This is a genomic window from Ruthenibacterium intestinale, from assembly GCF_040096265.1.
Classification (GTDB): Bacteria; Bacillota; Clostridia; order Oscillospirales; family Ruminococcaceae; genus Ruthenibacterium; species Ruthenibacterium komagatae.
The window spans coordinates 35,286-60,658 of sequence record NZ_JBBMFA010000081.1 but is presented as its reverse complement, the minus strand read 5'-3'; the positions used below and the strand labels follow the sequence as shown (position 1 = coordinate 60,658).

The window sequence follows — 25,373 nt, the reverse complement described above, 5'->3', positions numbered from 1 at the left end:
TGCAGGGTGGGGAGCATCACTATTTGGCGGTGGCTGTTTTTCTCTTGTATTTGGCTTGATATGCCATGCAGTTATTACATTGAGAAGAAATGACAAATGATGACATATCCTGCTTTCTAGTCTTTTCGGTCATATCGCGTAAAAAAGCCGCTGCTTTTGGCTTTCCAATAGCGGCGGCAAAGGGAAATATCCTTTGAATACCTTACAGAAGAAAAGTTTTGCAGCATTATAAAAATAAAAGCCTATACCATTTTGGAAAGAAAAGATACATAATAGTCAAGACGGCAACAATCAGAAGTTATGGAGGGTAACAATGGAATATAGTAAGGAAGATTTAATGGAAGCAAAAAGGCAAATTTTGGGAGTGGGAGAGAACATGGGAACAGAGGAAAGCAAAAAGATCTGGGAGAAAAACGCACAATTTTGGGATGATGCAATGGGTGACGAATCCAATGAATTTCACAGAGAGGTAGTACGTCCCAAAGTAACGGAACTTCTCTCTCCTGATCCTTCGGATTACATTTTGGATATTGCGTGCGGCAATGGAAATTATTCTTCGTATCTTGCACAGAGAGGCGCTTCGGTCGTCGCTTTTGATTACAGCAAAAAAATGATAGAATTGGCTAAAAGACGGCGATCACAATATGCAAAACAAATTGAGTTTTGCGTAGCGGATGCGACCAATAGAGAAAGCTTATTAGGATTAAAAAGAAATCGAGCCTTTACGAAAGCAGTTTCTAATATGGCAATTATGGATATTACGGATATTGAACCGCTTTTTATGGCTGTTTATGAACTATTGGAGGAAAACGGGATTTTTGTCTTTGCAACGCAGCACCCTTGTTTTATCACATTGACTGAAAAATATATGACACCGCACAGTTACTATGATATAGCGATCGAAGGGCAGCCGGAGGAGCAGATTTATTATCATCGTTCCATACAAGATATTTTTAACCTTTGTTTCAGAGCTGGATTTGTCATTGATGGATTTTATGAAGAATGTTTCAAAAACAATAAAGAAATTCCTATGGTAATGATAGTAAGGCTTAAAAAGGTAAAACGTGATAGCTTAAAATAAATTCAAGTTTGCCGGATAAATAGCAAACCCGGCCGAGCCAGTCAACGGTCAAGATGAACGGGCTTCGCCCGCCGTTGACAGCCCCGCCCGGTTTTGCAGTTAGGCAGTCAAGGAGCGACAGCCTAAAGTGCTGCCGCCCCTTACTATCATAAAAAGCAACTACTAACCAGCCACAGCCCTTTTGGGAGGAAAGGGGGATTTTCCATGACCTGTACAGAAGAATATCGGGAACATATCGAGTACACTTTCCATGCCTTTTGCAAAGTCGTTATCCGAAATGCAACGATCAACGCAGCGAGGACACGGAGCAGGAAGCACAAAAGAGAAATATCCCTTGAATACCTCACAGACGAAAAGCACTACCCTTTAGGCACGACAGATGAATATTTCCAAGCCCCGGAGCCGGACGAGGAATACATACTTACCCTTTGCGGCGATACGGTCATTTTCAGCAGCGGTTTACTTGCGGAAGCCCTGTCACGGCTGGACGAACGGGAGCGGGAAATGATTTACCTGTCCTTTTTCAAGCGTATTCCACAGCACGAAATTGGCAGACAGTACGGGCGCAGCCGCAGCACAGCGGGCTACCATATCCGAAAAGCCCTACGGCAGCTCCAAGCGGAAATGGAGGGAATGGCATATGAGAAATAATAGGCTTCTCCCCTATGAAACAATCGTCCAAGCCGCCAGCGGGGAGCCGGAAGCGGTGGGAACTGTATTGCAGTATTACCGCCGCCGCATACAATGTGCCGCCCGTGTGAATGGACGGGTAGACCAAGATACAGAGGACTACATCACCCAGACGCTTCTCACAGCTATTTTCAAGTTCCGCTTTGGGAGATAGCGCTACCGCCTACAACTGAATAACCGCCGCTTCGCCGGCAACCAGAAAGCAGTAAATCTATTCAACAGATTTGCTGCTTTTTTTCGTTCCTGTTTGGCATTTTTGAAAATCCCCAGTATGAAAAAACAAAAGGGAAAATAGCCGCCGCAGTTGGCAAAATCCCTTACTTATCCGTAGAGGGTATCAAAGAAAAAAATACTGCCATTGTCCGCCTATTCCGGCTTGCGTGGTGTTGTAGGGAATAGAGGGGAAATTCTAAAAATCTCCGTCCATTTTGCTTTGCGTGGTGTTGTAGGTAGTGAAAGGAAAATTTTCAAGATAAGCCGGAATAGCGGGTAGCAAAGCCCTTTTGAAACGTTTTGTTAGCGGAAAGGACGGGAGCCGGGGAACGCCGGAGTTTTTCAGAGCAAGATTCTACCGAGGTGCCAAAATTCGCTCTCCGCTTATTTTTGCCCCTGCGGGAATCTTGTTGGGGAGTGCCTTCCCCAAACCCTGCTATGCGCCCTGTCGGGCGAGAAAGGAGGTCACAGACCATGCGAAAGAAATACAATACGCCCCACCGCCGTCATGTGGTAAAGACCCGCATGACCGATGAAGAATACGCCGACTTCACCGGGCGGCTGGCGGCTTATGAAATCAGCCAGTCCGAGTTTATCCGGCAAGCCATACGGAAAGCGACCATACGCCCCATTGTCACCGTTTCCCCGGTCAATGACGGGCTGCTTGCCGCCCTCTCCAAGCTCACGGCAGAGTACGGGAAAATCGGCGGCAACTTAAACCAGATTGCCCGGAGCCTGAACGAATACGGAAGCCCCTACCGGGGGCTGGAAAAGGAAGTGCGGGGAGCCGCCGCCGACCTTGCCGCCTTGAAGTTTGAAGTCTTGCAGAAAGTAGGTGAAGCCGTTGGCGATACTCAAACATATCAGCTCTAAAAATGCCAACTACGGGGACGCTGAAAAATACCTCACATTCGAGCATGACGAGTTTACCATGAAGCCCACCCTTGACGCAGACGGGCGGCTCATACCGAGGGTAGACTACCGCATATCCTCTCTGAATTGTGGCGGGGAGGATTTTGCCGTTGCCTGTATGCGCTCCAATCTCCGCTACGGCAAGAACCAGAAACGGGAGGACGTAAAGAGCCACCACTACATCATCAGCTTTGACCCACGGGACGGCCCGGACAACGGCTTGACCGTTGATCGGGCGCAGGAGCTGGGCGAGAAGTTCTGCGCCGAGCATTTCCCCGGACACCAGGCCCTTGTCTGCACCCACCCGGACGGACACAGCCACACCGAAAATATCCATGTGCATATCGTCATTAACAGTCTGCGGATTGCGGAGGTTCCCATGCTGCCCCACATGGACAGGCCAGCGGACAGGAAAGCAGGCTGCAAGCACCGCTGTACGGACGCAGCTATGAACTATCTGAAAGCCGAAGTCATGGAGATGTGCCACAGCGAGGGGCTTTACCAGATAGACCTTTTGAACGGCAGCAAAGAACGCATTACCGAGCGTGAGTATTGGGCGCAGAAGAAAGGACAGGCTGCCCTTGACAGAGCCAACGCCCCTATTGCTGCGGACGGTATCGCGCCCCGGCAGACCAAGTTTGAAACGGATAAGGCGAAGCTGCGCCGGACTATCCGGGAAGCCCTTGCCGCTGCTTCCGGCTTTGATGAGTTTGCCGCCCTGCTTCTCCGGCATGGTGTGACCGTCAAGGAGAGCCGGGGGCGGCTAAGTTACCTCACGCCGGACAGGACGAAGCCAATTACCGCCCGGAAGCTGGGGGACGATTTTGACCGGGCTGCTGTCCTCTCCGTTTTGGAGCAGAACGCCGCCAGAGCCGCCGAAAAACCCGCAGCCATAGCGGAATACCCCGGCAGTATCAAAGACCGCTTACGGACGAAAAAAGAAGCGAAAAACGCCCCGAACAATGACGCTGTACAGCGCATGGTAGACATAGCCGCCAAGCGAGCCGAGGGGAAAGGACGGGGCTATGAGAAGTGGGCGACCATGCACAACCTCAAACAGATGTCGGCTACCCTCATGCTCTACCAGCAGTATGGCTTTTCTTCCCCGGACGAGCTGGACGCTGCCATTTCCGCAGCCAACACCGCCACGCAGGAGAGCCTTGCCGGACTGAAAGGGCTGGAAGCCGCTATCCGGGAGAAAAAGGAATTGCAGCGCAACCTTTTGGGCTATATCGGCACGAAGCCCGCCCGTGACGGTCTGAAAGCGCAGAAATCGGAGAAAGCCCGGAGAGCCTACCGGGAACAGCACGAAAGCGATTTTATCATAGCGGACACAGCCGCCCGTTATTTCCGGGAGCATGGAATAACCAAGCTGCCAGCCAGCAAAGCCCTGCAAAGGGAGATTGAGCAGCTTACCGTCCAGAAGAACGCCGGATATAACGACTACCGGGAGAAACGCCAGCGGGCGCAGGAGCTTCAGACAGTCAGACGCAATATCGACCAGATTTTAAGGGGCGCACCGAGCCAGCAGAAAAAGCGTGAACAGGAGCGTTAAAGACCGCCCCGAAATGATACCGAAACCCTACAAAAATACAGGTATGATATGAACCCTTACCGCAATACTCCCCGACTTCCAAACGGGGCTTACAGGGCAGAAAAAGCCCGAAAATGATACCGAGAACATACAGAAAATGCCCCCTATCCCGCTACACCGATAGGAACGGCAGAAAGGAGCTTACCATTGCCGAGAATGAGCAAGAAGCGGCGGCTGGAATGGTCTTTCTTCCTCAACCACCGCAACCGTATCACTTACAACGACCTATGCCGGGGCTGCACCCGTGACTGCAAACAGAGCTTCCGGGCGGTTATCATACTATGCCCTCGCTATTATTCCAAACGCTGGAAAAAGGAGGACGCAGCCTATGGCAGATAACCGCAAATATTACTACCTCAAGCTGAAAGAGAGCTATTTTGACGATGATGCAATCGTTCTGCTGGAAAGTATGCAGGACGGCGTTATCTATTCCAACATTCTCTTGAAGCTGTACTTGAAATCGCTGAAAAACGGCGGGAAATTGCAGCTTGACGAGAATATCCCCTACACCGCCCAGATGATTGCGACCATTACCCGCCAGCAGGTAGGTACCGTAGAGAGAGCTTTGAAAATCTTTATGAAGCTGGGGCTTGTGGAGCCTTTGCCAAGCGGCGCACTCTACATGAGCAACATTGAGCTTTTAATCGGCCAGTCCTCTACCGAGGGGGAGCGCAAGCGCAGGGCGCGGCTGGCTTTGCAGGAACAAAAAGCCCTGCCGCAGACAGGGGCGGACAAATGTCCACCATATCGAGCGGACATTTGTCCACCAGAGATAGAGATAGAGAAAGAGATAGATATAGAAATAGAAAAAGAGAGAGAGTTAGAAACGGGACACCCCGCCCCCGCCGCCTATGGCAGATACCACAATGTCATTCTTTCCGATACGGAGCTTGACGGGCTGAAAACAGAGCTTCCCGGCAAGTGGGAGTATTACATTGACCGCCTATCCTGCCATATCGCTTCCAGCGGGAGGAAATACAAGAGCCATGCAGCCACGATTTTCAAGTGGGCGCAGGAGGACGCAGCCAAGAAAGCCCCGAAAAAGGGCATACCCGATTATACCTGTAAGGAGGGCGAGAGCTTATGACGAATGGATTTGATGAAATGATTTTGAATATGACCGACACCACGCCGGAGCCGGAGGACTACACCGGCGAGGACGGGCTTTTATACTGCGGGAAGTGCCACAAGCCCAAAGAGGGCTATTTCCCCAAAGAAACCGCCGCATGGCTGGGGCGTGACCGCCACCCGGCAGAATGTGACTGCCAGCGGGCAGAGCGTGAGGAACGGGAAGCCGCAGAGAAACAGCGCAGTCACCTTGAAACTGTCGAGCGGTTGAAGCGGCGGGGCTTTACAGACCCGGCTATGCAGGGCTGGACGTTTGAGAACGACAACGGCAAGTGCCCGCAAATGGAACACGCCCATTTCTATGTGGAGAACTGGGAAACCATGAAAGAGCGCAACATTGGCTATCTGCTATGGGGCGGCGTTGGCACAGGCAAGAGCTATTTTGCGGGCTGTATCGCAAATGCCCTTATGGAGCGTGAAATCCCCGTGTGCATGACAAACTTTGCATTGATATTGGGTGACCTTGCCGCCAGCTTTGAGGGCAGGAATGAATATATCTCCCGACTTTGCAGCTTCCCGCTGCTTATCCTTGACGATTTTGGAATGGAACGGGGAACGGAATACGGCTTAGAGCAGGTCTACAACGTGATTGACAGCCGTTACCGCAGCGGCAGGCCGCTGATCGTCACGACTAATCTCACGCTGGAGGACTTGCAGCACCCGGAGGACACCGCCCACGCCCGCATTTATGACCGTCTGATTGAAATGTGTTCTCCTGTCCGCTTTACCGGGAGCAACTTCCGAAAAGCCACGGCGCAGGAGAAAATGGGACAACTGAAAAAGCTGATGAACAGAAAGGAGAGCCGCCTATGACCAACACCCCAAAGAATGACCGCAGCACCCGCCGCCCGGATTGCGTGACGGAAATCCGCATAGGTAATTCTGTCCTTGTCGTTTCCGGCTATTTCAAGCAGGACACCACCGCCACCGCCGCCGATAAAATGCTGAAAGTGCTGGAAGCGGAAGCTGCTACACAAAAATCGGCAATTTGACGGGACGTAAAGAAGCAGAAAGGACTGTACAGCCAGCCCCGGCGTGTGGTATGATAGTCATACGGAATAGTGGGGCTGGCTGTCGGAAATGGAGGACACTATGTTAAGACAGACCACCCGAAACCTTATTACCGCCCTTTATCCGAGATTATCCCACGAGGACGAGCTGCAAGGTGAGAGCAATTCTATTTCAAACCAGAAGCGTATTCTTGAAACCTATGCGAAGCAGAACGGCTTTTCCAATCTGCAATGGTACACAGATGACGGTTATTCTGGGGCGAACTTCCAAAGACCCGGTTTTCAAGCCATGCTTGCGGACATTGAAGCCGGAAAAGTCGGCACCGTTATCGTCAAGGATATGTCACGGTTAGGGCGAAACTATCTGCAAGTGGGAATGTATACGGAAATGATTTTCCCACAGAAAGGCGTCCGCTTTATCGCTATCAATGACGGAGTGGACAGCGCACAGGGCGACAATGATTTTGCCCCTCTGCGGAACATTTTTAACGAATGGCTGGTGAGAGATACGAGCAAGAAAATCAAAGCAGTAAAACGGTCTAAGGGTATGAGCGGGAAGCCCGTCACGAGCAAACCCGTATACGGCTACTTTATGGACGAGGACGAAAATTTTATCATTGACGGGGAAGCCGCCCCTGTTGTGCGGCAGATTTACAGCTTGTGCCTTGCCGGGAACGGGCCGACCAAGATAGCCCGTATGCTCACAGAGCAGGAGATCCCCACGCCGGGAACGCTGGAATACCGTCGGACGGGAAGCACCCGCCGCTACCACCCCGGCTATGAGTGCAAGTGGGCGACCAATACCGTGGTACATATCCTTGAAAACAGGGAGTACACGGGCTGTCTGGTAAACTTCAAGACGGAGAAGCCGTCCTACAAGACCAAGCACAGCGTAGAGAACCCCATTGAGAAACAGGCGATTTTCGAGAACCACCATGAGCCTATCATTGACACCCAGATGTGGGAGCGTGTGCAGGAGTTACGCAAGCAGCGCAAACGCCCGAACCGCTATGATGAAGTGGGCTTATTCTCCGGCATACTCTTTTGTGCCGACTGCGGCAGCGTCCTTTACCAGCAGCGTTACCAGAACGCCACCCGCAAGCAGGATTGTTATATCTGCGGGAGCTACAAGAAGCGTACCCGTGACTGTACGGCGCACTTTATCCGCACCGACCTGTTGACCGCCGGAGTGACCGACAATCTGCGGAAAGTCACCAGCTATGCAGCGAAGCACGAAGCCCGGTTTATGAAGCTGCTGATCGAGCAGAACGAGGACGGGGGCAAGCGCAGGAACGCCGCAAGGAAAAAGGAGCTGGAAGCCGCCGAGAAGCGTATCAGCGAGTTATCCGCTATCTTCAAGCGGCTGTATGAGGACAGCGTGACCGGGCGCATTTCAGACGAGCGTTTCACGGAGCTGTCGGCAGACTATGAAGCCGAGCAGAAAGAACTGAAAGAGAGAGCCGCCGCTATCCGGGCAGAGCTTTCCAAAGCGCAGGAAGCCACGGTAAACGCAGAAAAGTTTATGAATGTTGTCCGCAAGTACACCAGCTTTGAAGAACTTACCCCTACCCTTTTGCGTGAGTTTGTGGAGAAAATCGTTGTGCATGAGTGCAGCTATGACGAGAACGGCACACGCAGACAGGACATTGATATTTATTACTCTTTCGTTGGCAAGGTAGACCTGCCCGAATGACCGCCCGACCTATCCGGCGCAATGCGCAAACGCCGGATAGGAACGGCAAAATTTTTTACACTTCTACTACTTCTTTATCACACATCAGCAAAATGTGCGGGCATGCACAGCTGCTGGTCAAAGTTTCAAACAAATCCATGTGTGCATCCCACATTTCTCTGTCTTGTTTTCGCAATAAACCGGCGATTGGTTTAATAATAGCGTTTTTAAAACGTAAAATCAACAGATTTATTCAAAATAATACCGTTTTAAACCACTCTTATTCTTCCCTAAAACGGTATGCTTAACAGAAAAGGAGGTCTGGTCTTGAAAAACGTCGATTTTATTCGCGAACGCATCACACAGCTCCGCATGCAAAAAAACGTCTCGGAATATCAAATGAGCATGGAACTCGGGCAGAACAAGGGCTACATCCAGGGCATCACTTCCGGGCGCTCGCTTCCCTCGATGACCATGTTCTTCGAGATCTGCGATTATTTCGAGATCACGCCCGAAGAGTTTTTTGCCACGGCCCAGGGCAATACTCACACCGTTCAAAGCATTATGGAAAAAGTGCGTGCCCTGACGCCTTCCACCCTGGAACTTTTGGAGCAATGGCTGAATCTTGTTCAGTGACAATTTTGTAAAATTCGAATGCGGACTTGTTTTTCCGGGTATAAGAAAGGTATAATAGAGCAGTAGTTGCCGATTTGGGGCAGCACAAGGGAAAGCGAGGTTTTCAACAATGAAGTACTGCAAACGATGCACCATGCCCGACACCCGCCCCGGCATCACCTTCGACGAAGAAGGCGTATGCAGCGCGTGCCGCCATTATGAACACCGCAAAGATGTGGACTGGGACGCCCGTTGGAAAGAATTTGAAGCCATGTGCGACAAATACCGTGGAATGAACGGCCCCGGCGGTTATGACTGCGCCGTGGCGGTGTCCGGCGGAAAGGACAGCCACTTTCAGGTGTATATTCTGAAAGAAGTCATGCATATGAACCCGATTCTGTTCAGCGTGGAGGACAACTTCCCCATGACCGAAGCGGGCAAACACAACCTGAAAAACATTTCGGAAGAGTTCGGCTGCACCATCATCAGCTGCAAGCCCAACATCAAAGCGCAAAAGACCCTGATGCGCGCTTTCTTTGAAAAATACGGCAAGCCCACCTGGTACGTAGATCGTCTGATCTACACCTTCCCCCTGCACATGGCTGCCAAATTCAACACTCCGTTTTTGTGCTACGGCGAGAACGTCAGCTTCGAGTACGGCGGCAACGCAGACGAGGAGACGTATTCCGCCAAAGGGCAGATCGAAAACGGCGTCGCTGTCGGCTTCCCCAAGGAAGAACTGCTCAGCTATGGCGTAACCGAAAACGACCTGATTCTGACCGAGGCCCCCTCCGCCGAGGAGCTGGCGCGGCTGGACCCCTTCTATATGAGCTATTTCCTGCCCTGGAACAGCTACAAGAACTATCAGATTGCGAAAGAGCACGGCTTCCGCGATTTGACGCACGAGTGGAAACGCACCCACCATGCCGAGGACTTCGATCAGGTGGATTCCCGCGCGTATCTGGTGCACTCCTGGCTGAAATATCCGAAATTCGGCCACGCCACCGCCACCGACTACACGGCCCGTTATATCCGCTACGGCATGATGACCCGGGACGAGGCGATCAAAATCGTCAAAGAGCGGGACGGAAACCTGGATCCCCTGTGCGTGCGTGATTTCTGCGAATTCTGCGGCTACAGCGAAAGCGAATTCTGGGCGATCATGGACAAGTTCTACAACCGGGATCTCTTCTACAAAGATGAGTTCGGCCGCTGGATGCTCAAGCACCCCATTTGGGAAGAATAATCTTTCAAGACGCGCGGATGATCCGCGCGTCTTTTTTGTGATTGACAAAGGTCTGTTTGCCTGTTATGGTTATCCCAGAAAGGGGAGATTTTTTATGCCAAGGTCCAGAAACATTGTCACATGCATTCTTCTGTCCCTGGTCACCTGCGGATTGTATACCATCTACTGGTTTATCACGCTTGTGAACGATTTGAACGCGGCCGCAAACGATTTTCACTCGCCCTCCGGCGGAGTGGTTTTCCTTTTGTCGCTGATCACCTGCGACATCTACGGCTTGTACTGGGCTTACAAAGCCGGCGAAAAAGTGGACTGGATGCGTCAGCGGCGCGGCATCCTCAGTTCCAGCAGCGGCATCCTGTACCTGCTTCTGTGGTTTTTTGGTCTGGGCATTGTGACGCTGGCGCTGATTCAGAGCGAGGTCAACGAAGCTGTTCCGGGGCGCTTTTGACCTGCCGGGGCCGTCTGAAAAGAACCTGTCTGCTGGCCGCAGGTCTTTTCTCCGTTCTTCTTTATCTGTTTTGGGTGGGGCGCACCGGCATCGGCATTCCGTGTGTGTTTCACCGGGTCACGGGTCTGCTTTGTCCAGGCTGCGGCGCCACGCGCTGCCTGACAGCTCTGCTGCGCCTGAATTTCGCCGAAGCTTTGCGCGCCAACGCGGCGCTGATCCTGTTATCGCCCTTTTGGATATGGCTTCTGGTGGCAATGGCCCGGGGCTATCTGGCCGGCACCGGGTTTCGGCCGGGTCCCAGGCAGCAGCGTTTGATTGCCGCGGCACTGGCGTTCGTATTGCTGTTTGGCGTTGTTCGCAATCTGCCCGGCATGTGGGTCCTTCGCCCGTTCTGAAAACATTGAGAAAATGCAAAACCGGCATCTTTGAAGGGTTCAAAGATGCCGGTTTCATTTTTCTGCAGCATTTTTTACGCGGGGTCCTGCCATACCCGCACCCACTGAGCGCAGCGCTCTTCCCCGATCAGAACTGTATACAGCTGCGTCAGTTTGGCTGCGAGGGACGCGTCGTCCGTGCCGACTGGCAGGTTCCAGGCAATAATGCGGTAATCCACTCCGTACAGCCAGCTGCGGACGCCCGTCTGGCAAAAGCGGTTGCGTTCATAAAACGCCAGTCTGCGGCGGCGCAGTTCGTCCTCCGCACCGCCGTCCGGTGTTTCCACCTCACCCACGATGGACCGCTGCGCAAAAGGACCGTCCAGCAGTTTCTGCAGGAAACAACTTCCCAGCCCTCTGCTGCGCTGCGCTGGCATCGTCATCAGGTAATCCATCAGATAAAATTCCTGTGCGCGGACGAAGAAAGCGCAGCACAGCAAAGTTCCCTGCTCGTCATAGCCGCCGTAACAGACATACGCACCCATGCGAATCAGCGATAAAATACTTCGCCAGGGACGCCGTTCCGCTGGCGGAAACGCCTGTACAAAAGCATCCGCACAGTAGGCTTCATACGCCTGACGCGGTGTCATTTCTCGAACATTCAAACAATTTCTTCCTTTCAAGCGGCATGTTCCGTACACATTCCCGGAAGATTATCCGCCTGATAATATCCGGTGGCCGTACGCGGGCAGTTCACCGTGGCGATTCCGCCGCTGGACAGGCAGTATTCCTCCTGCACCACCGTGGAATCCACCGGAAATTCCTTGGTTTCCAAACCGTTTTGCGCCTTGCGCATCACATAGCGCCAGGCACTGGTGGGAGCATGTGTGCCCGCCGAGGTATTCAAAGCAAAGCCGGAATCATAGCCATACCAGGTGGCGGCGACATAATACGGCGTCAGGCCCACAAACCAATAATCCCGGTTATCAGAACTGGTTCCTGTCTTGCCGATGCTGTCCATGGAGCCGCCCACACTGTACCCTGCGGCCGTTCCGTTGCCTTCCATGACGCCCCGCAGCAACCGGTTCATCACATAGGCCGTATCACTGTCCAGCACCTGTTTGGTTTCCACATCCGGAACAAGAATTTCCCGGCCGGCGCCGGTTTGAACACTCTCATAGCAATGCAGTGTGGTGAAGGTGCCTCCGTTGCCGAACATCATATACGCCCCCGCTAATTCGCACGGCGTCACGCCATATGTGGAGGAGCCGAGGATCATGGGCCCGGAGTCTTTATCCTCTTTGGTAAAGCTGCTGATTTCCAGCTGCTCGGTCACAAAGCGATAGATGTTGTTCACGCCGGCCAATTCACCCACGCGCACCGCCACTGTATTGATGCTCTGCGCCAGTGCGTCGGCTACCAGCATATTTTTTTCACTGTAGGTTTTGGAAAAGTTGGCCGGCCAGTCCTTCATCTCACCGGTATTTTCGTCTTCAATCTGCCGGACCGGCGCATCCAAAAAAGGCGTAGACCAGGTGATTTTTTCCTGCTGAAGCGCCAGCGCATAGGCGCCGATGGGCTTCATGGTACTGCCCACCTGCCGCAGTGCATCCGTGCCGCGGTTAAAGCCTCGGCTGACCTCTTTTTCACCCAGGCCGCCCACCACGGCGCACAGCCGGCCCTCGTAATCCACGCTGACCATTGCGGCCTGCGGATACTCGATCACTTCTTCGGTGACCGGATTGCCGTTCTCATCCACAACCCGGGACCCGTCCTCATCGTACACATAGGCCGTTGTCTTCACGCCCAGACCGCTCTGTGGGAAGAAATTGCCGTACAGCATAGCATTTTCCATCTGCTCCTGCAGCTGCGGGTCCACCGTGGTGTAAATACGCAGGCCGCCGTTATAAAGCAGGTTGGTGGTCTCGACCCCGTTGAGGCCGTATTCCTCACGCAGAGCCGCGGACACATCGTCCAGAACCTTATCTGTAAAATAACTGGTGACAGGCGTCTCGTTGACCGGCAGATAGCCCGGCGACAGGCCGATGGGCTCTGCCGACGCCGTATTGTATTCTTCTTCGGTAATATACCCCTGCTGCCACATTTCATACAAAATGTAGTTGCGTCGGGACAGATGTGTGTCCGGGTTGCTCACAGGATCATACCGGGTGGGATTTTTGGTGATCGCGGCAATGGAAGCACACTGCGCCAAACTCAGTTCGTTGGCAGATTTTCCAAACAGCTTGATGCTCTCGGCTTCCACCCCGGCGGTGTTTCCGGTAAAGCTGATGACATTCAGGTAAGCCTCCAGGATCTGGTCCTTGTCATAGGTCGCATCCAGCCGCAGCGCGCGCCAGATCTCGCGCACCTTACGGAAATAGCCGTCAATGCCGCTGCTCTCCTCATCCCGTGTTAAGTTTTTCACCAGCTGCTGCGTAATGGTGGATGCCCCCTGCTTGATGCCGTCCTCGCCACCGAAATAGGTGCCGGTGATCATTTTTTTCACTTCGTTCAAAACCGCAAAAATGGTGCGTTTCCAGCTGACGCCATGATGCTCGTAAAAATCCCGGTCCTCCACCGCCACAAAGGCATGCTGCATATCTTCCGGAATTTCGCTGAGCGAGACCCATTTTTTCTGCTGAGTCGACTCCAACCTTGCATATTCTTCCCACTCGCCTGTGGTCCGGTTCTGCGCATACAGAATGGTTGCGTCCCGGTGGGGAAGCTGCTCCAGGTCCAGCCACAGAAAGTCGTTTTGCGTGGCGTTGACCAGATACACACCCAATACAGCGCTGCAAATCAGCATAAAGCAGCACATGACCGCGATCAGAAGCCAGATCCAGCGGTGCTTTTTGCGGCCCTCTTTTGGTTTTTTCTCATGACCGCGCAATTTTTTCTTTGGTGGCGGGGCAGAAGACTCCGGCTCCTGCTGGCTCGTCAGCGTTTCCAGCAGATGATCTTCCTCTTCCTCCGGCAGTGCGATGGGCGTTTCAAACGCCCCTGTCTCCTGCGGCGGGTGCGCGGGACGAACCTTTTTCTGATAGGATTCGGGCAGGCGAATGTTTCGTTTTTCCGGCAGCATCTGCCTCACCTCCTTTGCCTGCGGGGTAAATCCTTACGGTTTCTCAGCTCTTCTTCAAATACTTATGATGTCCGTACTCATCGATGATCACGGTGTTGTCCAGCTGAGCGCGGAGAGATGCCTTCATGCTGTCAATGTATTCTCTGCGCAGCGCCGCCTGCTCTGCCTTTTCCTGTTCGGTCAGTCCCTCCGGAGTACGGCTTTTGCGGCTCAGCTCATTAATGCGCTTGATTTTTTCATCGGTCATAGCTCAAACTCCTTTTTCACGTATTGTTATAGTATACCACAAACCGGATGGTTTTGCACGGTCCGAAAAACAGCGGCAGCGCCCAGCTTTATCCGGGCGCTGCCGCTGTTTTTGTGAAAGAGGAATCAAGATGAGCAAATCCTATTTATAAAAACCCCTGCGGGGATGATTGGTTGCCGCCGGGCGGCGCGGAACAGGTCGATGAATGCCAACCTGACCGCGCGACCCGGCTTTCATCAAAAAAGCCCAAGCCTCAGCACTACTATTTGTGTGCGCGAAGCATTTGCACGTCCCTGACAAAAGGCTTCTTTTGCCGCGTGCTTTTCAAAGAGCAGCCTTTCTTCCGCGGGCTTATTCAGCGGAAGGGGTGGCTCGCAAAACACTCTTTGTGCCAACAACTATATTTTACCCGGAGTTTATGAACAAACTTTGATATCCGGGTTAATGATCTGCGAAAAAACATATCCCACCTTTCTCTTTTGTGGTATAATGGAACCGAACGATCGAACAAGGAAAGGAATCTTCCATGGCAAGAAATTATCAACTGGAGCTGGAAGCCTGCCTGCGCGAACTGGCCGGACAGCGTCCCCGCCTTTTGCTGCACAGCTGCTGCGCCCCCTGTTCCAGTTATGTGCTGGAATACCTCAGCACTTTTTTTGAAATCACAGTGGACTATTATAATCCCAACCTGGACAGCGAAAAGGAATATCAGCTGCGCTGTGCCGAACAAGCGCGGTTTCTGGAACAGGCGCCTTTCTGCACAGGCGTCCGGCTGGAGGCCGTGCCCTACGAACCGGCCGCTTTCTACAGCGCCGTCAAAGGGCTGGGGCGCATTCCCGAGGGCGGCGAGCGCTGTTTTGCCTGCTATCGGCTTCGCCTTGAGCAGGCGGCCCGCCGGTGCCGGGACGGCGGTTTCGACTTTTTCACCACCACGCTTTCGATCAGTCCGCACAAAAACGCCGCCAAGCTGAACGAAATTGGTGAAGAGCTGGCCGCACAGTACGGTGTGCGCTGGCTTCCCTGCGATTTCAAAAAGAAAAACGGATTTAAGCGCAGCACCGAACTGGCCACCGAATACGGCCTGTACCGGCAGGATTACTGCGGCTGTATTTATTCAAAACAGGAGGCCGAACAGCGCCTTCTTCATCATAAGGAGGAATCGAACGCATGAAAATCGTTTTGTTGGAATCACTTGGAATTTCCGAGGAATCTCTGCAGCGCCGGGTCGCTCCGCTGCTGCAGGCCGGTCACACGTTTGAGGCTTATCCCCGCACATCGGACCCGGACAAACTGGCCGCCGAATGCGCGGGCGCGCAGGCGGTCATGCTGGCCAATATGCCTCTGCCCGGCTCTGTCATTGAGAGATGTGACGATTTGAAGTTCATCGACATCGCCTTCACCGGCGTGGACCACGTGGATCTGGAAGCCGCCCGCAGCAAAGGCGTCATCGCCAGCAATGCCTCGGGCTACTCCACCACCGCGGTGGCTGAGCTGACCGTTTGCATGATGCTGTCTCTGCTTCGCAATGTTTCCGCTGTGGAAAGCCGCTGCCGTGCAGGCCAGACCAAAGACGGCCTGGTGGGCAGCGAACTGTCCGGCAAGACGGTTGGCATTGTGGGCACCGGTGCCATCGGCCTGCGCGTAGCGGCTCTGTGCCATGCGTTCGGCTGCGAGGTCATCGCTTACAGCCGCACCCAGCGCACCGACGTACCGGATTACATCCGCTACGTGCCGCTGGACGCGCTGATGGCCCTGTCCGACATCGTCAGTCTGCACTGCCCGCTGACAGAGCAGACGCGGGCCCTGATCAATGAGCAGCGTCTGGCGCTGATGAAGCCCGGCGCGCTGCTGATCAATGCGGCACGCGGCGGCGTCGTGGACACCAAGGCGTTGGCCGACGCGCTGGAAAGCGGCCGACTGGGCGGCGCTGGAATCGACGTATTCGACAGCGAACCGCCGCTTGCTCAGGATCATCTGCTTCTGCACACGCCCAACACACTGGTGACGCCCCATGTGGCGTTTGCCACCGCCGAGTCCATGGAACTGCGGGCGGACATCGTGTTTGATAATCTGAACCAGTGGATGCAGGGTCATCCTGTGCGTCGGGTGCTCTGAAATCCTGCGGCCTGTCCGGCATTGGAAACATCGGGCAGGCCGCATATTTTTCGGTCGGTCTGCCAAACTTCTCGTAAATAACGGAATCCCTGTTCCGATTTCAAGACGAGGAGTGAACAGCCCGATGAAACCATCTCTGAAAAAGCAGTTTCAGGAAAAAATCAATCAGTTTGCCGACCAGTCCGCTGCCTTTCAGGCCGGCAGGCTGGACCGCAAAACCTACAAGGGAATGTCCGGCGGCATGGGAAGCTATGCCCAGCGTGACCCCCATCTTCATATGCTGCGCCTTCGCACAGTGGGCGGTTGTGTGGATTTGAAAAAGCTGAAATTCATCGCCGACGCCGTGGAAAAGTATCATGTGCGTCGCCTGAAGATGACCACCTGCCAAACGCTGCAGCTGCACGACCTGCCGGCCGAAGCTCTGGCACCGCTGATCCAGTCTGCTTTGGAGCACGGCATCGTCACACTGGGTGGCGGCGGCGACCATCCACGCAGTGTGATGGCAAGCCCTCTGTCCGGTGTGGAGCGCGGAGAAGCCTTCGATGTTCTTCCCTGCGCAAAGGCCGCTTCGGATTATCTGGTCAGCCGCCTGCCGGATCTTCATCTTCCCCGCAAACTGAAAGTCGCTTTTTCCAACAGTCCGAAAAACGAAACTCATGTCACGTTCCGCGACTTGGGCTTTGCCGCACAGCCGGATGGCACGTTTCGGGTATTCTGCGCCGGTGGCCTCGGTCCCAACCCCAAACTGGGTGTCTGTGTAGAGGAGCACGCAGCGCCTTCCCAGGTGCTGTGTTACATTGACGCAATGCTCCGCGTGTTCACAGCATTCGGCAATTACGAAAACCGGGCCCGGGCTCGCACACGCTATCTTCAGGACACATTGGGTCCGGAGGCATTGCGCACAGAATTTTCCCGGGCACTGGCGCTTTCCCGCATGCATACGCCGGTCGTTTCCCTCACGGTTCCCACGCTGCAAAAGCAGCCGGACGGAGAAGCGTTTGGCGAACGCGTGATCGCACAAAAACAACCCGGTCTGTACGCGGTCTCGTATCATCCTGCCGGTGGGCATCTTCCGCCTGAGATTCCCGGGGCTCTGTGCGTTGCTCTGGCCGGAACAAGCCACACGCAGGTACGCATCGGGCCGGACGGCACGCTGTATGTCATCAATCTCACCGGCCGCGAAGTTCCGGCGGTTCTTCGGGCCACCGAAGAAGGTGCCGTCACAGCTTTCGAGCGCAGCGTGAGCTGCGTGGGCGCGTCTGTCTGCCAGCAGGGCGTGGGCGATTCACAAAAACTGCTGGCCGCCATGCTGGAAGCCGTGCAACCCTGGCATTTTCCGGACGGAGTTTTGCCCACGGTTCGCATTTCCGGCTGTCCCTCCAGCTGCGGCTGCCATCAGGTCGGCAGTCTGGGATTTGCAGGCAGCGTAAAAATGATCGGCCAGACCGCCCGCCCTGCCTTCACCTTGTATGCAGGCGGGCGAGAGCGGCTGGGACAGGAATGCTTCGGCGAAAAGCTTGGCGTTTTGTTGGAAGAGGACATTCCTGCTTTTATGATCCGCCTGGGGCAGACCGTGCAGGCCTCAGATATGACCTATGACCGGTGGGCAGAAAGTCACCGGGAAGAATTGAATGCATTGGCGGCAGCGTTCACCCGCGGGTAACGCGCCGCTGGTTAAAGGAGCTCTTTATGCCAAATTGGATTGAAATCGACGACCTTTCCCGGCCGGAACTGGGTGTTTTCGCACGTTTGACGGAAGCCCAGCTGCGCAGCCGCATGGAACCGGAAAAAGGAATTTTCATCGCGGAAAGCCCTAAAGTGATCGAGCTGGCTCTGGACGCGGGATGTCAGCCGCTGGCTCTGCTGATGGAACGCAGCAAGGCGGACGGCCCCGCGCGGGAACTGATCTGCCGCTGTGCCGATGTTCCGCTGTACACAGCAGACCGTGAAATTCTGGCCGGGCTGACAGGTTTTGCCCTGACCCGGGGCGTACTGTGCGCCATGCGGCGACCGCAGCCGCGCACCATGGAAGAAGTCTGCCGCGGTGCGCGCCGCCTGGCTATTCTGGAAGGCATTGTGGACGCCACCAATGTGGGCGCGATCTTCCGGTCAGCGGCCGCGCTGGGTGTGGACGGCGTTCTTCTGACTTCCACCTGCTGCGATCCCCTTCGGCGGCGAGCGGCCCGCGTCAGCATGGGCACGGTGTTTCAAATTCCCTGGGCACGCATTCCGCTCTCCTGGCCCGAGCAGGGGCTTGCCCGTCTTCAGGAAGCCGGGTTCCGCACCGCGGCGCTGGCATTGAACGAACGCTCCATTTCCATCGAAGATCCCCGCCTGGCCGCTGAGGCACGGCTGGCTCTGGTTCTGGGCACCGAAGGAGACGGCCTGTGTGCGGACACGATTGCCCACTGCGACTGGACCGTACGCATCCCCATGTCCCATGGCGTAGACTCACTGAACGTAGCCGCGGCCGCGGCACTGGCATTCTGGCAGACCCGCCCGAAAGCCACCACGTAAAAGAAGCCTGGCCGGAACCGGTCAGGCTTCTTTCTTAAACCGCACTGCGCACAGCCGCCTGCAGAGCCGCCAGGTCCTCCGCATCGGGATGAGAAAGCGCGCGGTCAAAATTCTCGATCATTGCGCTCACATTGGGGGCGTGCTCCGGGCTTTCCAACATTTTCTCGTATCTGGCCCGCACAGACATGGGCATTTTCCCCTGGCACATAAAGGAACCCGCCAGCTGTGCGCAAGCAGGCAGATGCCCGCTGACACGATGCAGAATGTTTTCAAAATAAGCCGGCGCGCCGCCAAAGCCTGCCGTTCCAAACAAAAAGACTTTCTGATCGGTCACACTGCTCAGGAAAGAAGCCACCGCTTGGTCACAGTCGCCCTTATCGGTCCAGAACCCCACATACAAAACCTCTGCTTTCAAGGCTTCGGGGGCTGGTTCTCCAAAATACAGACATTCTTCCGCCGGCAGGACCTTGCGGATCTCCTCTGCCAAAAGGCGGGTGTTTCCGGTCTTACTGCTGTAAACAACGGCGTATTTCATTTTGCATTCTCCTTTTCAAAAATACAGTGAACTCCTTTATGGGCCATCATTCCACCCAGGCAGGCGCGGTTGCAGCGCACACAGCGCCGAATGTCACGCGCATGTCCGGTCATCGTCTTTTTCGGCCAATCCGGGTCCGCGATCAGCGCCCGGGACAAAGCGACGCAGTCCACGCGGCCTGTCCGCAGCTGCTGTTCTACAAAATCCGGATCCGTCAGGCCGCCCACGCCGCACACCGGAAGCTTTGTCAGCGCCCGCACCTCATCGCAGAAAGGAAGAAAGCAGCCTTCCCCGCCAAACCGCGGGTGACTAGCGGGCGGGATGGTATCGGTCAGAGCGCCGTGATTTGCCAGCGTCACATGAAAGCTGGTTACCCCCGCCTGTTCCAGCAGCGGTACAAATACTGCCAGCTCTTCTTCCAGAACGCCCGCATTTCCGTAGTGCGGTGTTTCGCATCGCACCGCCAGCTTGTAGTCAATGGGCATGTCCGGCACGCGGCTGTGCACCGCGCGAACTGCCTCGCAGGCAAACCGCGCCCGATTTTCACAGCTGCCGCCATAGGCATCGGTCCGGTGGTTGTACACAGTGGAACTGAAACTGCCGCACATGCGGTCTCCGTGGACCTGCACCAAATCGAAACCCGCCTGTTTGGCCAGCACCGCCGCATCGCCGAATCCCTGAAGGATACGCCGAATCTTTTTGACCGGCATCCCCGTCACATAGGGCCCCACTTCCCGGTTGAGCAGTTCCCGCAGCTGCGCGGCTGTGATCTTCCGGCTCAGAAGGCCGGGAACGTACTTGAGCATGGCACGCATGTTGGAGTCCGACTGATGCAGCTGTGCACACACCAGGCAGTTTTCGCGGTGCACCGCCTGCGTCAGTTTTTGATAAAACACCATTCCTTTGCGCGTATAAAGCGACGGGCCGAAGCCGTGCGGAAGCACGGAAACGTCCCCCACCACGATCATGGCGCAGCCGCCGGCGGCAATGCGGCACAGCTGCTCGATCGTCTCATCCGGACTTTTTCCGAGCGAGGTCGGCGAAAAGATGATTCGGTTTTTCAGCATTGCCCCGCCATAAGAAATGGGGCTTGCAATGGTTTCGTAGTTCATTCCTGCTGTATCTGTCCTTTCCGTACTTTCTCCAGCAGTTGACACAGCTGCCCGCGCTCCTCCTGCGTCAGAGGCGCCAGCGCCTGCTGATCCCAGTCAAAAAACACCTGATGACTGACTTCAAAGGCATGGCGCCCTTTTTCGCACAGCTCCAGCCGATAAGACCGCCCCTCTTTGGTGCGGCAGATGAACCCGTCATCCACCAGTTTTTGAATGCTGCGCTGACCATAACCCCAGTCCAGCCCCAAAGCATGCACCAGCTGCGAAGGAGTACACCCCGGATGTTTTCCCACATAAATCAGCGGAAACAGTGCACCGTAGTTCAAACCGATGCTCTGCAGCACTCGGGCCGTATATGCGGAAAACTCCCGGTAAAACGCCGTGGAATAAAATGCGAATGTCTGAAACATGACGCGCCGCCCTTCCTGTTGAAGTAGGCTCAGTATACGGCATTTACTTGACTTAGTCAAGTAAATACGCAAATGTTTTCTTTTTGTCCACAAACAAAAGCGCTCCACCCTCAAAGGGGTGGAGCGCTTGCTCTTCTTTACAGCGTATCGGAACCGCGCGGCTTATTTACAAAGTGGATCTGAGGGCCGCGTACCAGCGGGAACAGCTGCGGCTGCTCACCATCCAGATCCTCTTCAAACAGCGAGACGGCATTGATGCGGCTGTTTTCATAGGTTTTGTAATAATACACACCGCATGCCCCGTCAATGCAGCAGGCATACCGCGTTTCGTCATTCTTGCCTTCGGGCGTGATCACGCTGCCGCGCACCATGGACACGCCGCCCAGCACATGGAAAAACTGTTCGATGCGCACGGGGTCATCCATGTCCATCACAGCGTTTCCCCGTAAAAAGGCGGCCCGCACAAATCGGGACATGGGAGAGGTATCGCCCGGAAGCCCGATGGCCCCCATTCCCTGCCCGTAAGTGCGCAGATCCAGCGCCGGTGCAAAGTGATTTTCCGGCGGGTTTGGGGAGAGCGTCTGGTAATTGTTGAGATTCATCAGCTGAAACGGAAACGGCGGATTGTTGGTCAACACGTCTGCCGGATTTTCATATAGATGAAGGCCATCGTCCATGGGTTCGGCCACCAGAGAACCGGTTGCATCTGCAATATGCCAATGAAGCGGCGCCGCCGGGTATCCCGGCGCAAAGGGTTCCGCGGTGAGGTGGACATTCTCCAAAAGGCGGCGTGCCTGTGCCAGCGTGGCGCATGTGCCCAGCACCAGCGGGATCAGCTCGTAAGGCGCCAGATTTTCGCGACCGGGGTCGGTTTGTTCAAAATAGAAAGCGTTGCCCGGAAAATTCAGCCCGGCCATATACAAACCCTTTTCATTGGCCGCCTCGGCATACAGAGGAACCTGGTTCACCACGCTGGCCATTCCGATCATGGCGAAATGATTGGAAACCGACGGGCGATGATGAAAATGAAAGGCATAGTTGCGTGGCGTGACCACGACCTGTTCTCCAAAAGATGTTTCCAGATCCAGAGTTCGGCCAAACAGGGCGTGCGCGGGAAAAGAAATGCTGGTACACATAATAATCTCCTTCTTCCCATAATTTCTTTTTTCATTATATCCCATTCTTCATCAAAAATCAGTTGCCTGCACAACGATTTTTGCCCAATTCAGCCGCAAAGTTCTCACGCCCGCTCTGTCTTGCGCGCCTTGCAGATCAGCTGGGTCATGGTTCCCATGGGGCAGTACACGCACCAGGAACGCGGCTTGAAAAGCACCATGGTCACAAGCCCCAGGATGGTGGATGTAAGCATGACGCTGTAAAACCCGAACGCGAACTGTGCCACTCCCGGATGGAACAGCGTTCCGTGATATGCCCAGTGCCACGGCAGGCGGAAGGTCCACAAAACCGTGACCGCCTGTCCCAGTGACCGCACCCCGGCGAACACAAGCCAGGTGTTCCACAACATTGCAAAAAACATGACAAAAAAGAACACCAGAAACCCGTAACGGAACACCTTGGACTTCATCCAGCTGGGAACATCCCGGCGGCGGGACAGCCCGAATCGACCACCCAACAGCTCAAACAGCTGGCCCCGGCCGCAATAGCGGTTGCAGTATCCCTTGCTGCCGCGCGCTGCGAATAACAGCGGCAGAAAGAAGCAGAAAAGGCCCAGCCAGGCAAACAGAATATTGAAAAAGCCTAAAATCAGATAGACCAGAGAAACTACCCACAGATAATCGTACCAGTGTTTTTTCATACCGGCATCTCCCGCAGTTCCACCACGCTGGCCGGACATTCCCGCACGCACTTTCCGCAGCCTACACACTTTTGAATATCCACCTGTGCGTAGCATCCCCGCTCCACCTGAATCGCCGAAAGCGGACACACCTTCACACAGCATCCGCAGGCCACACAAAGCCCCTGGTCCACAAACGCTTTTCGTCTTTTGGCCGCCAAAGCCTTCACCCTTTCCTGATTGGTAAAAAGAGCATACCAAATGCAGACGGACCGCTCTGTGACAAAATCACACTGGGCCCAGACTTTCGGGAAGGCTTTTTGGAAAAAAGCACAAAAAAAGCCAGAAAATATTTACTAAAGAATTTACTAAATATTATTGATTTTCTATTGAAAAGTAGTAAAATTCAAAGAAAGAACATCCGGCAATTTGCGGGAAAGTATGCACATCCTTCGGGGCATGATGCACACCGTGACAGGTATTCCCTACTGGAGCACGGTTCCCGCTGAAGCGAAGAGGAAAAGGCACAATAAGCCAAAAGGAGCAGTGTTATGTTACTCGGCGTTGACTACTATCCGGAGCAATGGGCTCCTTCCTGCATGGAAGCAGACATGGACCGCATTGTAGAACTTGGATGCAATGTGATCCGCATCGGCGAATTTGCCTGGCACCGCATGGAACCGCAGGAGGGGGCTTATGACTTCTCCTTTTTCGACGGTGTGATCGACCTTGCCAAGAAAAAAGGATTGCAGATCATTTTCGGTACCCCTACCGCAACTCCCCCCGCCTGGCTGATCGACAAATACCCCGACGTTCTGTCCCAGTTTGAAGACGGTGCGCCCCGGGTTTTTGGCGGCCGCCACACCTACTGTTTCAGCAGTGCGGTCTACCGGGAATACTGCAAAAAAATCGTCACAAAGCTGGCGCGGCACTATCGAAACGAAAAGGCCATTGTCGCCTGGCAGGTCGACAACGAACTGGGACATGAGGGCAGTGATCTGTGCTGGTGCCCCCGCTGCCGGGATGCCTTCCAGCAATACCTGAACCGCAAATTCGGCGGAGACATCTATCTTCTCAACGAGACCTATGGTACCGCTTTCTGGAGTCAGGAGTACAACCGGTTTGATGAAATTCCGCTGCCCGCCCCCACCATCACCACGCACAACCCCGCGCTTCGGCTGGATTGGGAACGTTTCTGCAGCGAAAACATCGTTTCGTTTGCCAATCTGCAGACTGAAATTCTTCACCGGGAGATTCCCGGGTGCACGGTCATCCACGACTTCCCGGGCGGCGGTTTGACCAAACACGTGGACTACTCCGATGTTTCAAAAAAGCTGGACCGGGTCGCTTACAACAACTACCCGGTCTGGGGCGGCCAGAAAGAACCCCTGCTCCCCAGCGAGATTGCTTTCGGGCTGGACTACATTCGCGGCCTGCGCCGGGAAAATTTCTGGGTCACCGAGGCAATCATGGGTGCGCAGGGACATGACATCACCGGCTTTCTCCCCCGTCCGGGCCAGGCGAAAATGTGGAGTTGGCAGGCCATGGCACACGGCTGCGACAGCCTGATCTATTTTCGCTACCGGGGCGCCACCAAAGGTGCTGAACAGTTCTGCTACGGTCTGCTGGATGCTGACAACATTCCCCGCCGGCGCTTCTTTGAGGCCCAAAACTTCTTTCAGACCGTGCGCGAGTACGAGGATGTTCTCTCGGCACCGATCCCCAGCGATGTGGCCATTCTGTACGATTACGACTCGCTGGCTTCCTTCCGCATCCAGCAGCAGAGCCTTCTCCTTGACTGTGAACGGGAGATGAAGCGTCTGCACAGTGTTTTTTTCAAAGCCGGGCAAACGGTGGATGTGATTCCCGCCCGGATGGATTTTTCAAAGTACCGCCTGGTTGTGATTCCCCATATGATCGTGACCGACCCGGACTTTGCTCAGCGCCTGAAAGCGTATGTGGCCGCGGGGGGCGTGGCGGTAGTCACGTACCGCACGGCCGTCAAGGATCGTGACAACAACCTGACCTTCGGCAAGGTCATTCCGGTGGATTGCGACGATTTGCTGGGTTTGGTGGTGGAGGAGACGGAAAGCGTGCAGGAATGGGACTGCATCCCCCTGCGCGGGCAGGATCGCTGCGCCACGGCCGGAGTGTTCCGGGATATGATCGCACCTACCACTGCACAGGTGCTGTACCGCTACGATGATGCTTTTTACCGTGACTTTGCCGCAGTGACCTGCAATTCCTTCGGCCAGGGAGCAGCCTATTATCTGGGTACCACCCCGGATGAAGCCACTCTCACCAGCCTGTTGCACCAGGCCATGAAACGGGCCGGGCTCGTGCCTCTCTCCCTTCCGGAAGGAGTGGAGTCCGTAGTGCGCAAGGGCCAAACGCGCACGCTGCGTTTTCTGATCAATCACAACGATCATTCGGTGGATACACTGGGCGTTTCCCTGGAACCGTTCGGCGTGGCCATCCTTTCCTTCTGACAAAATCCCCCGCTTGTGCGTCTGCACAAGCGGGGGATTTTTGTCTTTTCTCCGTTGACAAATGTTTGGGTGCGGCTAAAATGAAAAA

General features: G+C 54.6%; 28 protein-coding genes. 19 read left to right on the top strand and 9 right to left on the bottom strand.

Annotation, left to right across the window (positions count from 1 at the left end):
• Positions 1-313 precede the first annotated feature (313 nt).
• The 14 genes from WMO24_RS06785 to WMO24_RS06720 all read left to right on the top strand — a co-directional run bounded on the left by WMO24_RS06785 (position 314) and on the right by WMO24_RS06720 (position 11,004).
• Positions 314-1,081: a class I SAM-dependent methyltransferase gene (locus tag WMO24_RS06785; protein ID WP_002602097.1), complete on the top strand. Its 768-nt coding sequence runs from the start codon at positions 314-316 to the stop codon at positions 1,079-1,081.
• Positions 1,082-1,285: 204 nt separating this feature from the next.
• A complete protein-coding gene (locus WMO24_RS06780; RefSeq protein WP_002602096.1) occupies positions 1,286-1,732 on the top strand; it encodes an RNA polymerase sigma factor in 447 nt (148 codons plus the stop codon).
• Entirely contained in the window at positions 1,722-1,925 is a 204-nt protein-coding gene (locus WMO24_RS06775; protein ID WP_002602095.1) for a helix-turn-helix domain-containing protein, read from the top strand. Before WMO24_RS06780 ends, WMO24_RS06775 begins: the two co-directional genes overlap by 11 nt.
• 533 nt (positions 1,926-2,458) lie before the next feature.
• On the top strand, positions 2,459-2,857 hold the full coding sequence (locus WMO24_RS06770; RefSeq protein ID WP_002602094.1) for a plasmid mobilization protein: 399 nt from the start codon (positions 2,459-2,461) through the stop codon (positions 2,855-2,857).
• On the top strand, positions 2,829-4,451 hold the full coding sequence (locus WMO24_RS06765; RefSeq protein WP_002602093.1) for a relaxase/mobilization nuclease domain-containing protein: 1,623 nt from the start codon (positions 2,829-2,831) through the stop codon (positions 4,449-4,451). The genes WMO24_RS06770 and WMO24_RS06765 overlap by 29 nt, the downstream gene beginning before the upstream one ends.
• Positions 4,452-4,637: 186 nt before the next feature.
• Positions 4,638-4,829, top strand: coding sequence for a hypothetical protein (locus WMO24_RS06760; protein ID WP_006058351.1), 192 nt, complete (start codon positions 4,638-4,640; stop codon positions 4,827-4,829).
• Positions 4,819-5,577 carry a phage replisome organizer N-terminal domain-containing protein gene (locus tag WMO24_RS06755; protein ID WP_002605636.1) on the top strand — a complete coding sequence of 253 codons (759 nt, stop codon included), beginning with the start codon at positions 4,819-4,821 and terminating at the stop codon, positions 5,575-5,577. The genes WMO24_RS06760 and WMO24_RS06755 overlap by 11 nt, the downstream gene beginning before the upstream one ends.
• Positions 5,574-6,431 carry an ATP-binding protein gene (locus tag WMO24_RS06750; RefSeq protein WP_002605635.1) on the top strand — a complete coding sequence of 286 codons (858 nt, stop codon included), beginning with the start codon at positions 5,574-5,576 and terminating at the stop codon, positions 6,429-6,431. Before WMO24_RS06755 ends, WMO24_RS06750 begins: the two co-directional genes overlap by 4 nt.
• Positions 6,428-6,610 (top strand): transposon-encoded TnpW family protein, encoded by a 183-nt coding sequence (locus WMO24_RS06745; protein ID WP_002605634.1) that lies wholly within the window; start codon positions 6,428-6,430, stop codon positions 6,608-6,610. The genes WMO24_RS06750 and WMO24_RS06745 overlap by 4 nt, the downstream gene beginning before the upstream one ends.
• 100 nt (positions 6,611-6,710) lie before the next feature.
• Positions 6,711-8,321 (top strand): recombinase family protein, encoded by a 1,611-nt coding sequence (locus WMO24_RS06740; RefSeq protein WP_002605633.1) that lies wholly within the window; start codon positions 6,711-6,713, stop codon positions 8,319-8,321.
• Positions 8,322-8,627: 306 nt separating this feature from the next.
• Entirely contained in the window at positions 8,628-8,936 is a 309-nt protein-coding gene (locus tag WMO24_RS06735) for a helix-turn-helix domain-containing protein (protein ID WP_435413813.1), read from the top strand.
• Between the two features lie 109 nt (positions 8,937-9,045).
• On the top strand, positions 9,046-10,161 hold the full coding sequence (locus tag WMO24_RS06730) for an N-acetyl sugar amidotransferase (protein ID WP_349215569.1): 1,116 nt from the start codon (positions 9,046-9,048) through the stop codon (positions 10,159-10,161).
• 94 nt (positions 10,162-10,255) lie between these two features.
• Positions 10,256-10,609 carry a DUF4234 domain-containing protein gene (locus WMO24_RS06725; RefSeq protein WP_349215568.1) on the top strand — a complete coding sequence of 118 codons (354 nt, stop codon included), beginning with the start codon at positions 10,256-10,258 and terminating at the stop codon, positions 10,607-10,609.
• Positions 10,606-11,004 carry a DUF2752 domain-containing protein gene (locus WMO24_RS06720; protein WP_349215567.1) on the top strand — a complete coding sequence of 133 codons (399 nt, stop codon included), beginning with the start codon at positions 10,606-10,608 and terminating at the stop codon, positions 11,002-11,004. The genes WMO24_RS06725 and WMO24_RS06720 overlap by 4 nt, the downstream gene beginning before the upstream one ends.
• 74 nt (positions 11,005-11,078) lie before the next feature.
• Here WMO24_RS06720 and WMO24_RS06715 read toward each other — a convergent pair whose 3' ends face one another.
• The 3 genes from WMO24_RS06715 to WMO24_RS06705 are packed head-to-tail and all read right to left on the bottom strand — an operon-like array spanning position 11,079 to position 14,312.
• Positions 11,079-11,648, bottom strand: coding sequence for a hypothetical protein (locus WMO24_RS06715; RefSeq protein ID WP_349215566.1), 570 nt, complete (start codon positions 11,646-11,648; stop codon positions 11,079-11,081).
• Between the two features lie 14 nt (positions 11,649-11,662).
• Entirely contained in the window at positions 11,663-14,065 is a 2,403-nt protein-coding gene (locus tag WMO24_RS06710; RefSeq protein WP_349215565.1) for a transglycosylase domain-containing protein, read from the bottom strand.
• A 43-nt stretch (positions 14,066-14,108) separates the two neighbouring features.
• Positions 14,109-14,312, bottom strand: a complete 204-nt coding sequence (locus WMO24_RS06705) for a DUF896 domain-containing protein (protein WP_349215564.1) — start codon at positions 14,310-14,312, stop codon at positions 14,109-14,111.
• A 526-nt stretch (positions 14,313-14,838) separates the two neighbouring features.
• Between WMO24_RS06705 and WMO24_RS06700 the strand changes: the two genes are divergently transcribed.
• From WMO24_RS06700 to WMO24_RS06685, 4 genes are all read left to right on the top strand, one after another.
• Positions 14,839-15,483, top strand: coding sequence for an epoxyqueuosine reductase QueH (locus tag WMO24_RS06700; protein WP_349215563.1), 645 nt, complete (start codon positions 14,839-14,841; stop codon positions 15,481-15,483).
• Positions 15,480-16,427 carry a 2-hydroxyacid dehydrogenase gene (locus WMO24_RS06695; protein ID WP_349215561.1) on the top strand — a complete coding sequence of 316 codons (948 nt, stop codon included), beginning with the start codon at positions 15,480-15,482 and terminating at the stop codon, positions 16,425-16,427. Before WMO24_RS06700 ends, WMO24_RS06695 begins: the two co-directional genes overlap by 4 nt.
• 124 nt (positions 16,428-16,551) lie before the next feature.
• Entirely contained in the window at positions 16,552-18,090 is a 1,539-nt protein-coding gene (locus WMO24_RS06690; RefSeq protein WP_349215560.1) for a ferredoxin-like domain-containing protein, read from the top strand.
• 26 nt (positions 18,091-18,116) lie between these two features.
• Complete coding sequence (locus WMO24_RS06685; protein ID WP_349215559.1) at positions 18,117-18,944, top strand: TrmH family RNA methyltransferase; 828 nt, start codon at positions 18,117-18,119, stop codon at positions 18,942-18,944.
• Between the two features lie 34 nt (positions 18,945-18,978).
• Here WMO24_RS06685 and bilS read toward each other — a convergent pair whose 3' ends face one another.
• From bilS to WMO24_RS06655, 6 genes are all read right to left on the bottom strand, one after another.
• Positions 18,979-19,479, bottom strand: coding sequence for a flavodoxin family protein BilS (bilS, locus tag WMO24_RS06680; RefSeq protein ID WP_349215558.1), 501 nt, complete (start codon positions 19,477-19,479; stop codon positions 18,979-18,981).
• A complete protein-coding gene (gene bilR / locus WMO24_RS06675) occupies positions 19,476-20,591 on the bottom strand; it encodes a bilirubin reductase (protein ID WP_349215556.1) in 1,116 nt (371 codons plus the stop codon). Before bilR ends, bilS begins: the two co-directional genes overlap by 4 nt.
• Positions 20,588-21,001, bottom strand: a complete 414-nt coding sequence (gene bilQ, locus WMO24_RS06670) for a bilirubin utilization transcriptional regulator BilQ (RefSeq protein WP_349215555.1) — start codon at positions 20,999-21,001, stop codon at positions 20,588-20,590. The genes bilR and bilQ overlap by 4 nt, the downstream gene beginning before the upstream one ends.
• 137 nt (positions 21,002-21,138) lie before the next feature.
• Entirely contained in the window at positions 21,139-22,137 is a 999-nt protein-coding gene (gene bsh / locus WMO24_RS06665; protein WP_349215554.1) for a choloylglycine hydrolase, read from the bottom strand.
• Between the two features lie 104 nt (positions 22,138-22,241).
• The gene (locus tag WMO24_RS06660) at positions 22,242-22,817 is read right to left on the bottom strand and encodes a 4Fe-4S binding protein (RefSeq protein ID WP_349215553.1); all 576 of its coding nucleotides are present in this window, start codon (positions 22,815-22,817) and stop codon (positions 22,242-22,244) included.
• Entirely contained in the window at positions 22,814-22,990 is a 177-nt protein-coding gene (locus WMO24_RS06655; RefSeq protein WP_349215552.1) for a 4Fe-4S binding protein, read from the bottom strand. Before WMO24_RS06655 ends, WMO24_RS06660 begins: the two co-directional genes overlap by 4 nt.
• A 357-nt stretch (positions 22,991-23,347) precedes the next feature.
• Here WMO24_RS06655 and WMO24_RS06650 point away from each other — a divergent pair, with 357 nt between their 5' ends.
• Positions 23,348-25,285 (top strand): beta-galactosidase, encoded by a 1,938-nt coding sequence (locus WMO24_RS06650; protein ID WP_349215551.1) that lies wholly within the window; start codon positions 23,348-23,350, stop codon positions 25,283-25,285.
• Positions 25,286-25,373 lie beyond the last annotated feature (88 nt).

Coding starts and splice junctions, on each gene's coding strand:
- WMO24_RS06785 (WP_002602097.1), top strand. CDS start 314: ATGGAATATAGTAAGGAAGATTTAATGGAAGCAAAAAGGCAAATTTTG.
- WMO24_RS06780 (WP_002602096.1), top strand. CDS start 1,286: ATGACCTGTACAGAAGAATATCGGGAACATATCGAGTACACTTTCCAT.
- WMO24_RS06775 (WP_002602095.1), top strand. CDS start 1,722: ATGAGAAATAATAGGCTTCTCCCCTATGAAACAATCGTCCAAGCCGCC.
- WMO24_RS06770 (WP_002602094.1), top strand. CDS start 2,459: ATGCGAAAGAAATACAATACGCCCCACCGCCGTCATGTGGTAAAGACC.
- WMO24_RS06755 (WP_002605636.1), top strand. CDS start 4,819: ATGGCAGATAACCGCAAATATTACTACCTCAAGCTGAAAGAGAGCTAT.
- WMO24_RS06750 (WP_002605635.1), top strand. CDS start 5,574: ATGACGAATGGATTTGATGAAATGATTTTGAATATGACCGACACCACG.
- WMO24_RS06745 (WP_002605634.1), top strand. CDS start 6,428: ATGACCAACACCCCAAAGAATGACCGCAGCACCCGCCGCCCGGATTGC.
- WMO24_RS06740 (WP_002605633.1), top strand. CDS start 6,711: ATGTTAAGACAGACCACCCGAAACCTTATTACCGCCCTTTATCCGAGA.
- WMO24_RS06730 (WP_349215569.1), top strand. CDS start 9,046: ATGAAGTACTGCAAACGATGCACCATGCCCGACACCCGCCCCGGCATC.
- WMO24_RS06725 (WP_349215568.1), top strand. CDS start 10,256: ATGCCAAGGTCCAGAAACATTGTCACATGCATTCTTCTGTCCCTGGTC.
- WMO24_RS06710 (WP_349215565.1), bottom strand. CDS start 14,065: ATGCTGCCGGAAAAACGAAACATTCGCCTGCCCGAATCCTATCAGAAA.
- WMO24_RS06705 (WP_349215564.1), bottom strand. CDS start 14,312: ATGACCGATGAAAAAATCAAGCGCATTAATGAGCTGAGCCGCAAAAGC.
- WMO24_RS06700 (WP_349215563.1), top strand. CDS start 14,839: ATGGCAAGAAATTATCAACTGGAGCTGGAAGCCTGCCTGCGCGAACTG.
- WMO24_RS06695 (WP_349215561.1), top strand. CDS start 15,480: ATGAAAATCGTTTTGTTGGAATCACTTGGAATTTCCGAGGAATCTCTG.
- WMO24_RS06690 (WP_349215560.1), top strand. CDS start 16,552: ATGAAACCATCTCTGAAAAAGCAGTTTCAGGAAAAAATCAATCAGTTT.
- WMO24_RS06685 (WP_349215559.1), top strand. CDS start 18,117: ATGCCAAATTGGATTGAAATCGACGACCTTTCCCGGCCGGAACTGGGT.
- bilS (WP_349215558.1), bottom strand. CDS start 19,479: ATGAAATACGCCGTTGTTTACAGCAGTAAGACCGGAAACACCCGCCTT.
- bilR (WP_349215556.1), bottom strand. CDS start 20,591: ATGAACTACGAAACCATTGCAAGCCCCATTTCTTATGGCGGGGCAATG.
- bilQ (WP_349215555.1), bottom strand. CDS start 21,001: ATGTTTCAGACATTCGCATTTTATTCCACGGCGTTTTACCGGGAGTTT.
- bsh (WP_349215554.1), bottom strand. CDS start 22,137: ATGTGTACCAGCATTTCTTTTCCCGCGCACGCCCTGTTTGGCCGAACT.
- WMO24_RS06660 (WP_349215553.1), bottom strand. CDS start 22,817: ATGAAAAAACACTGGTACGATTATCTGTGGGTAGTTTCTCTGGTCTAT.
- WMO24_RS06650 (WP_349215551.1), top strand. CDS start 23,348: ATGTTACTCGGCGTTGACTACTATCCGGAGCAATGGGCTCCTTCCTGC.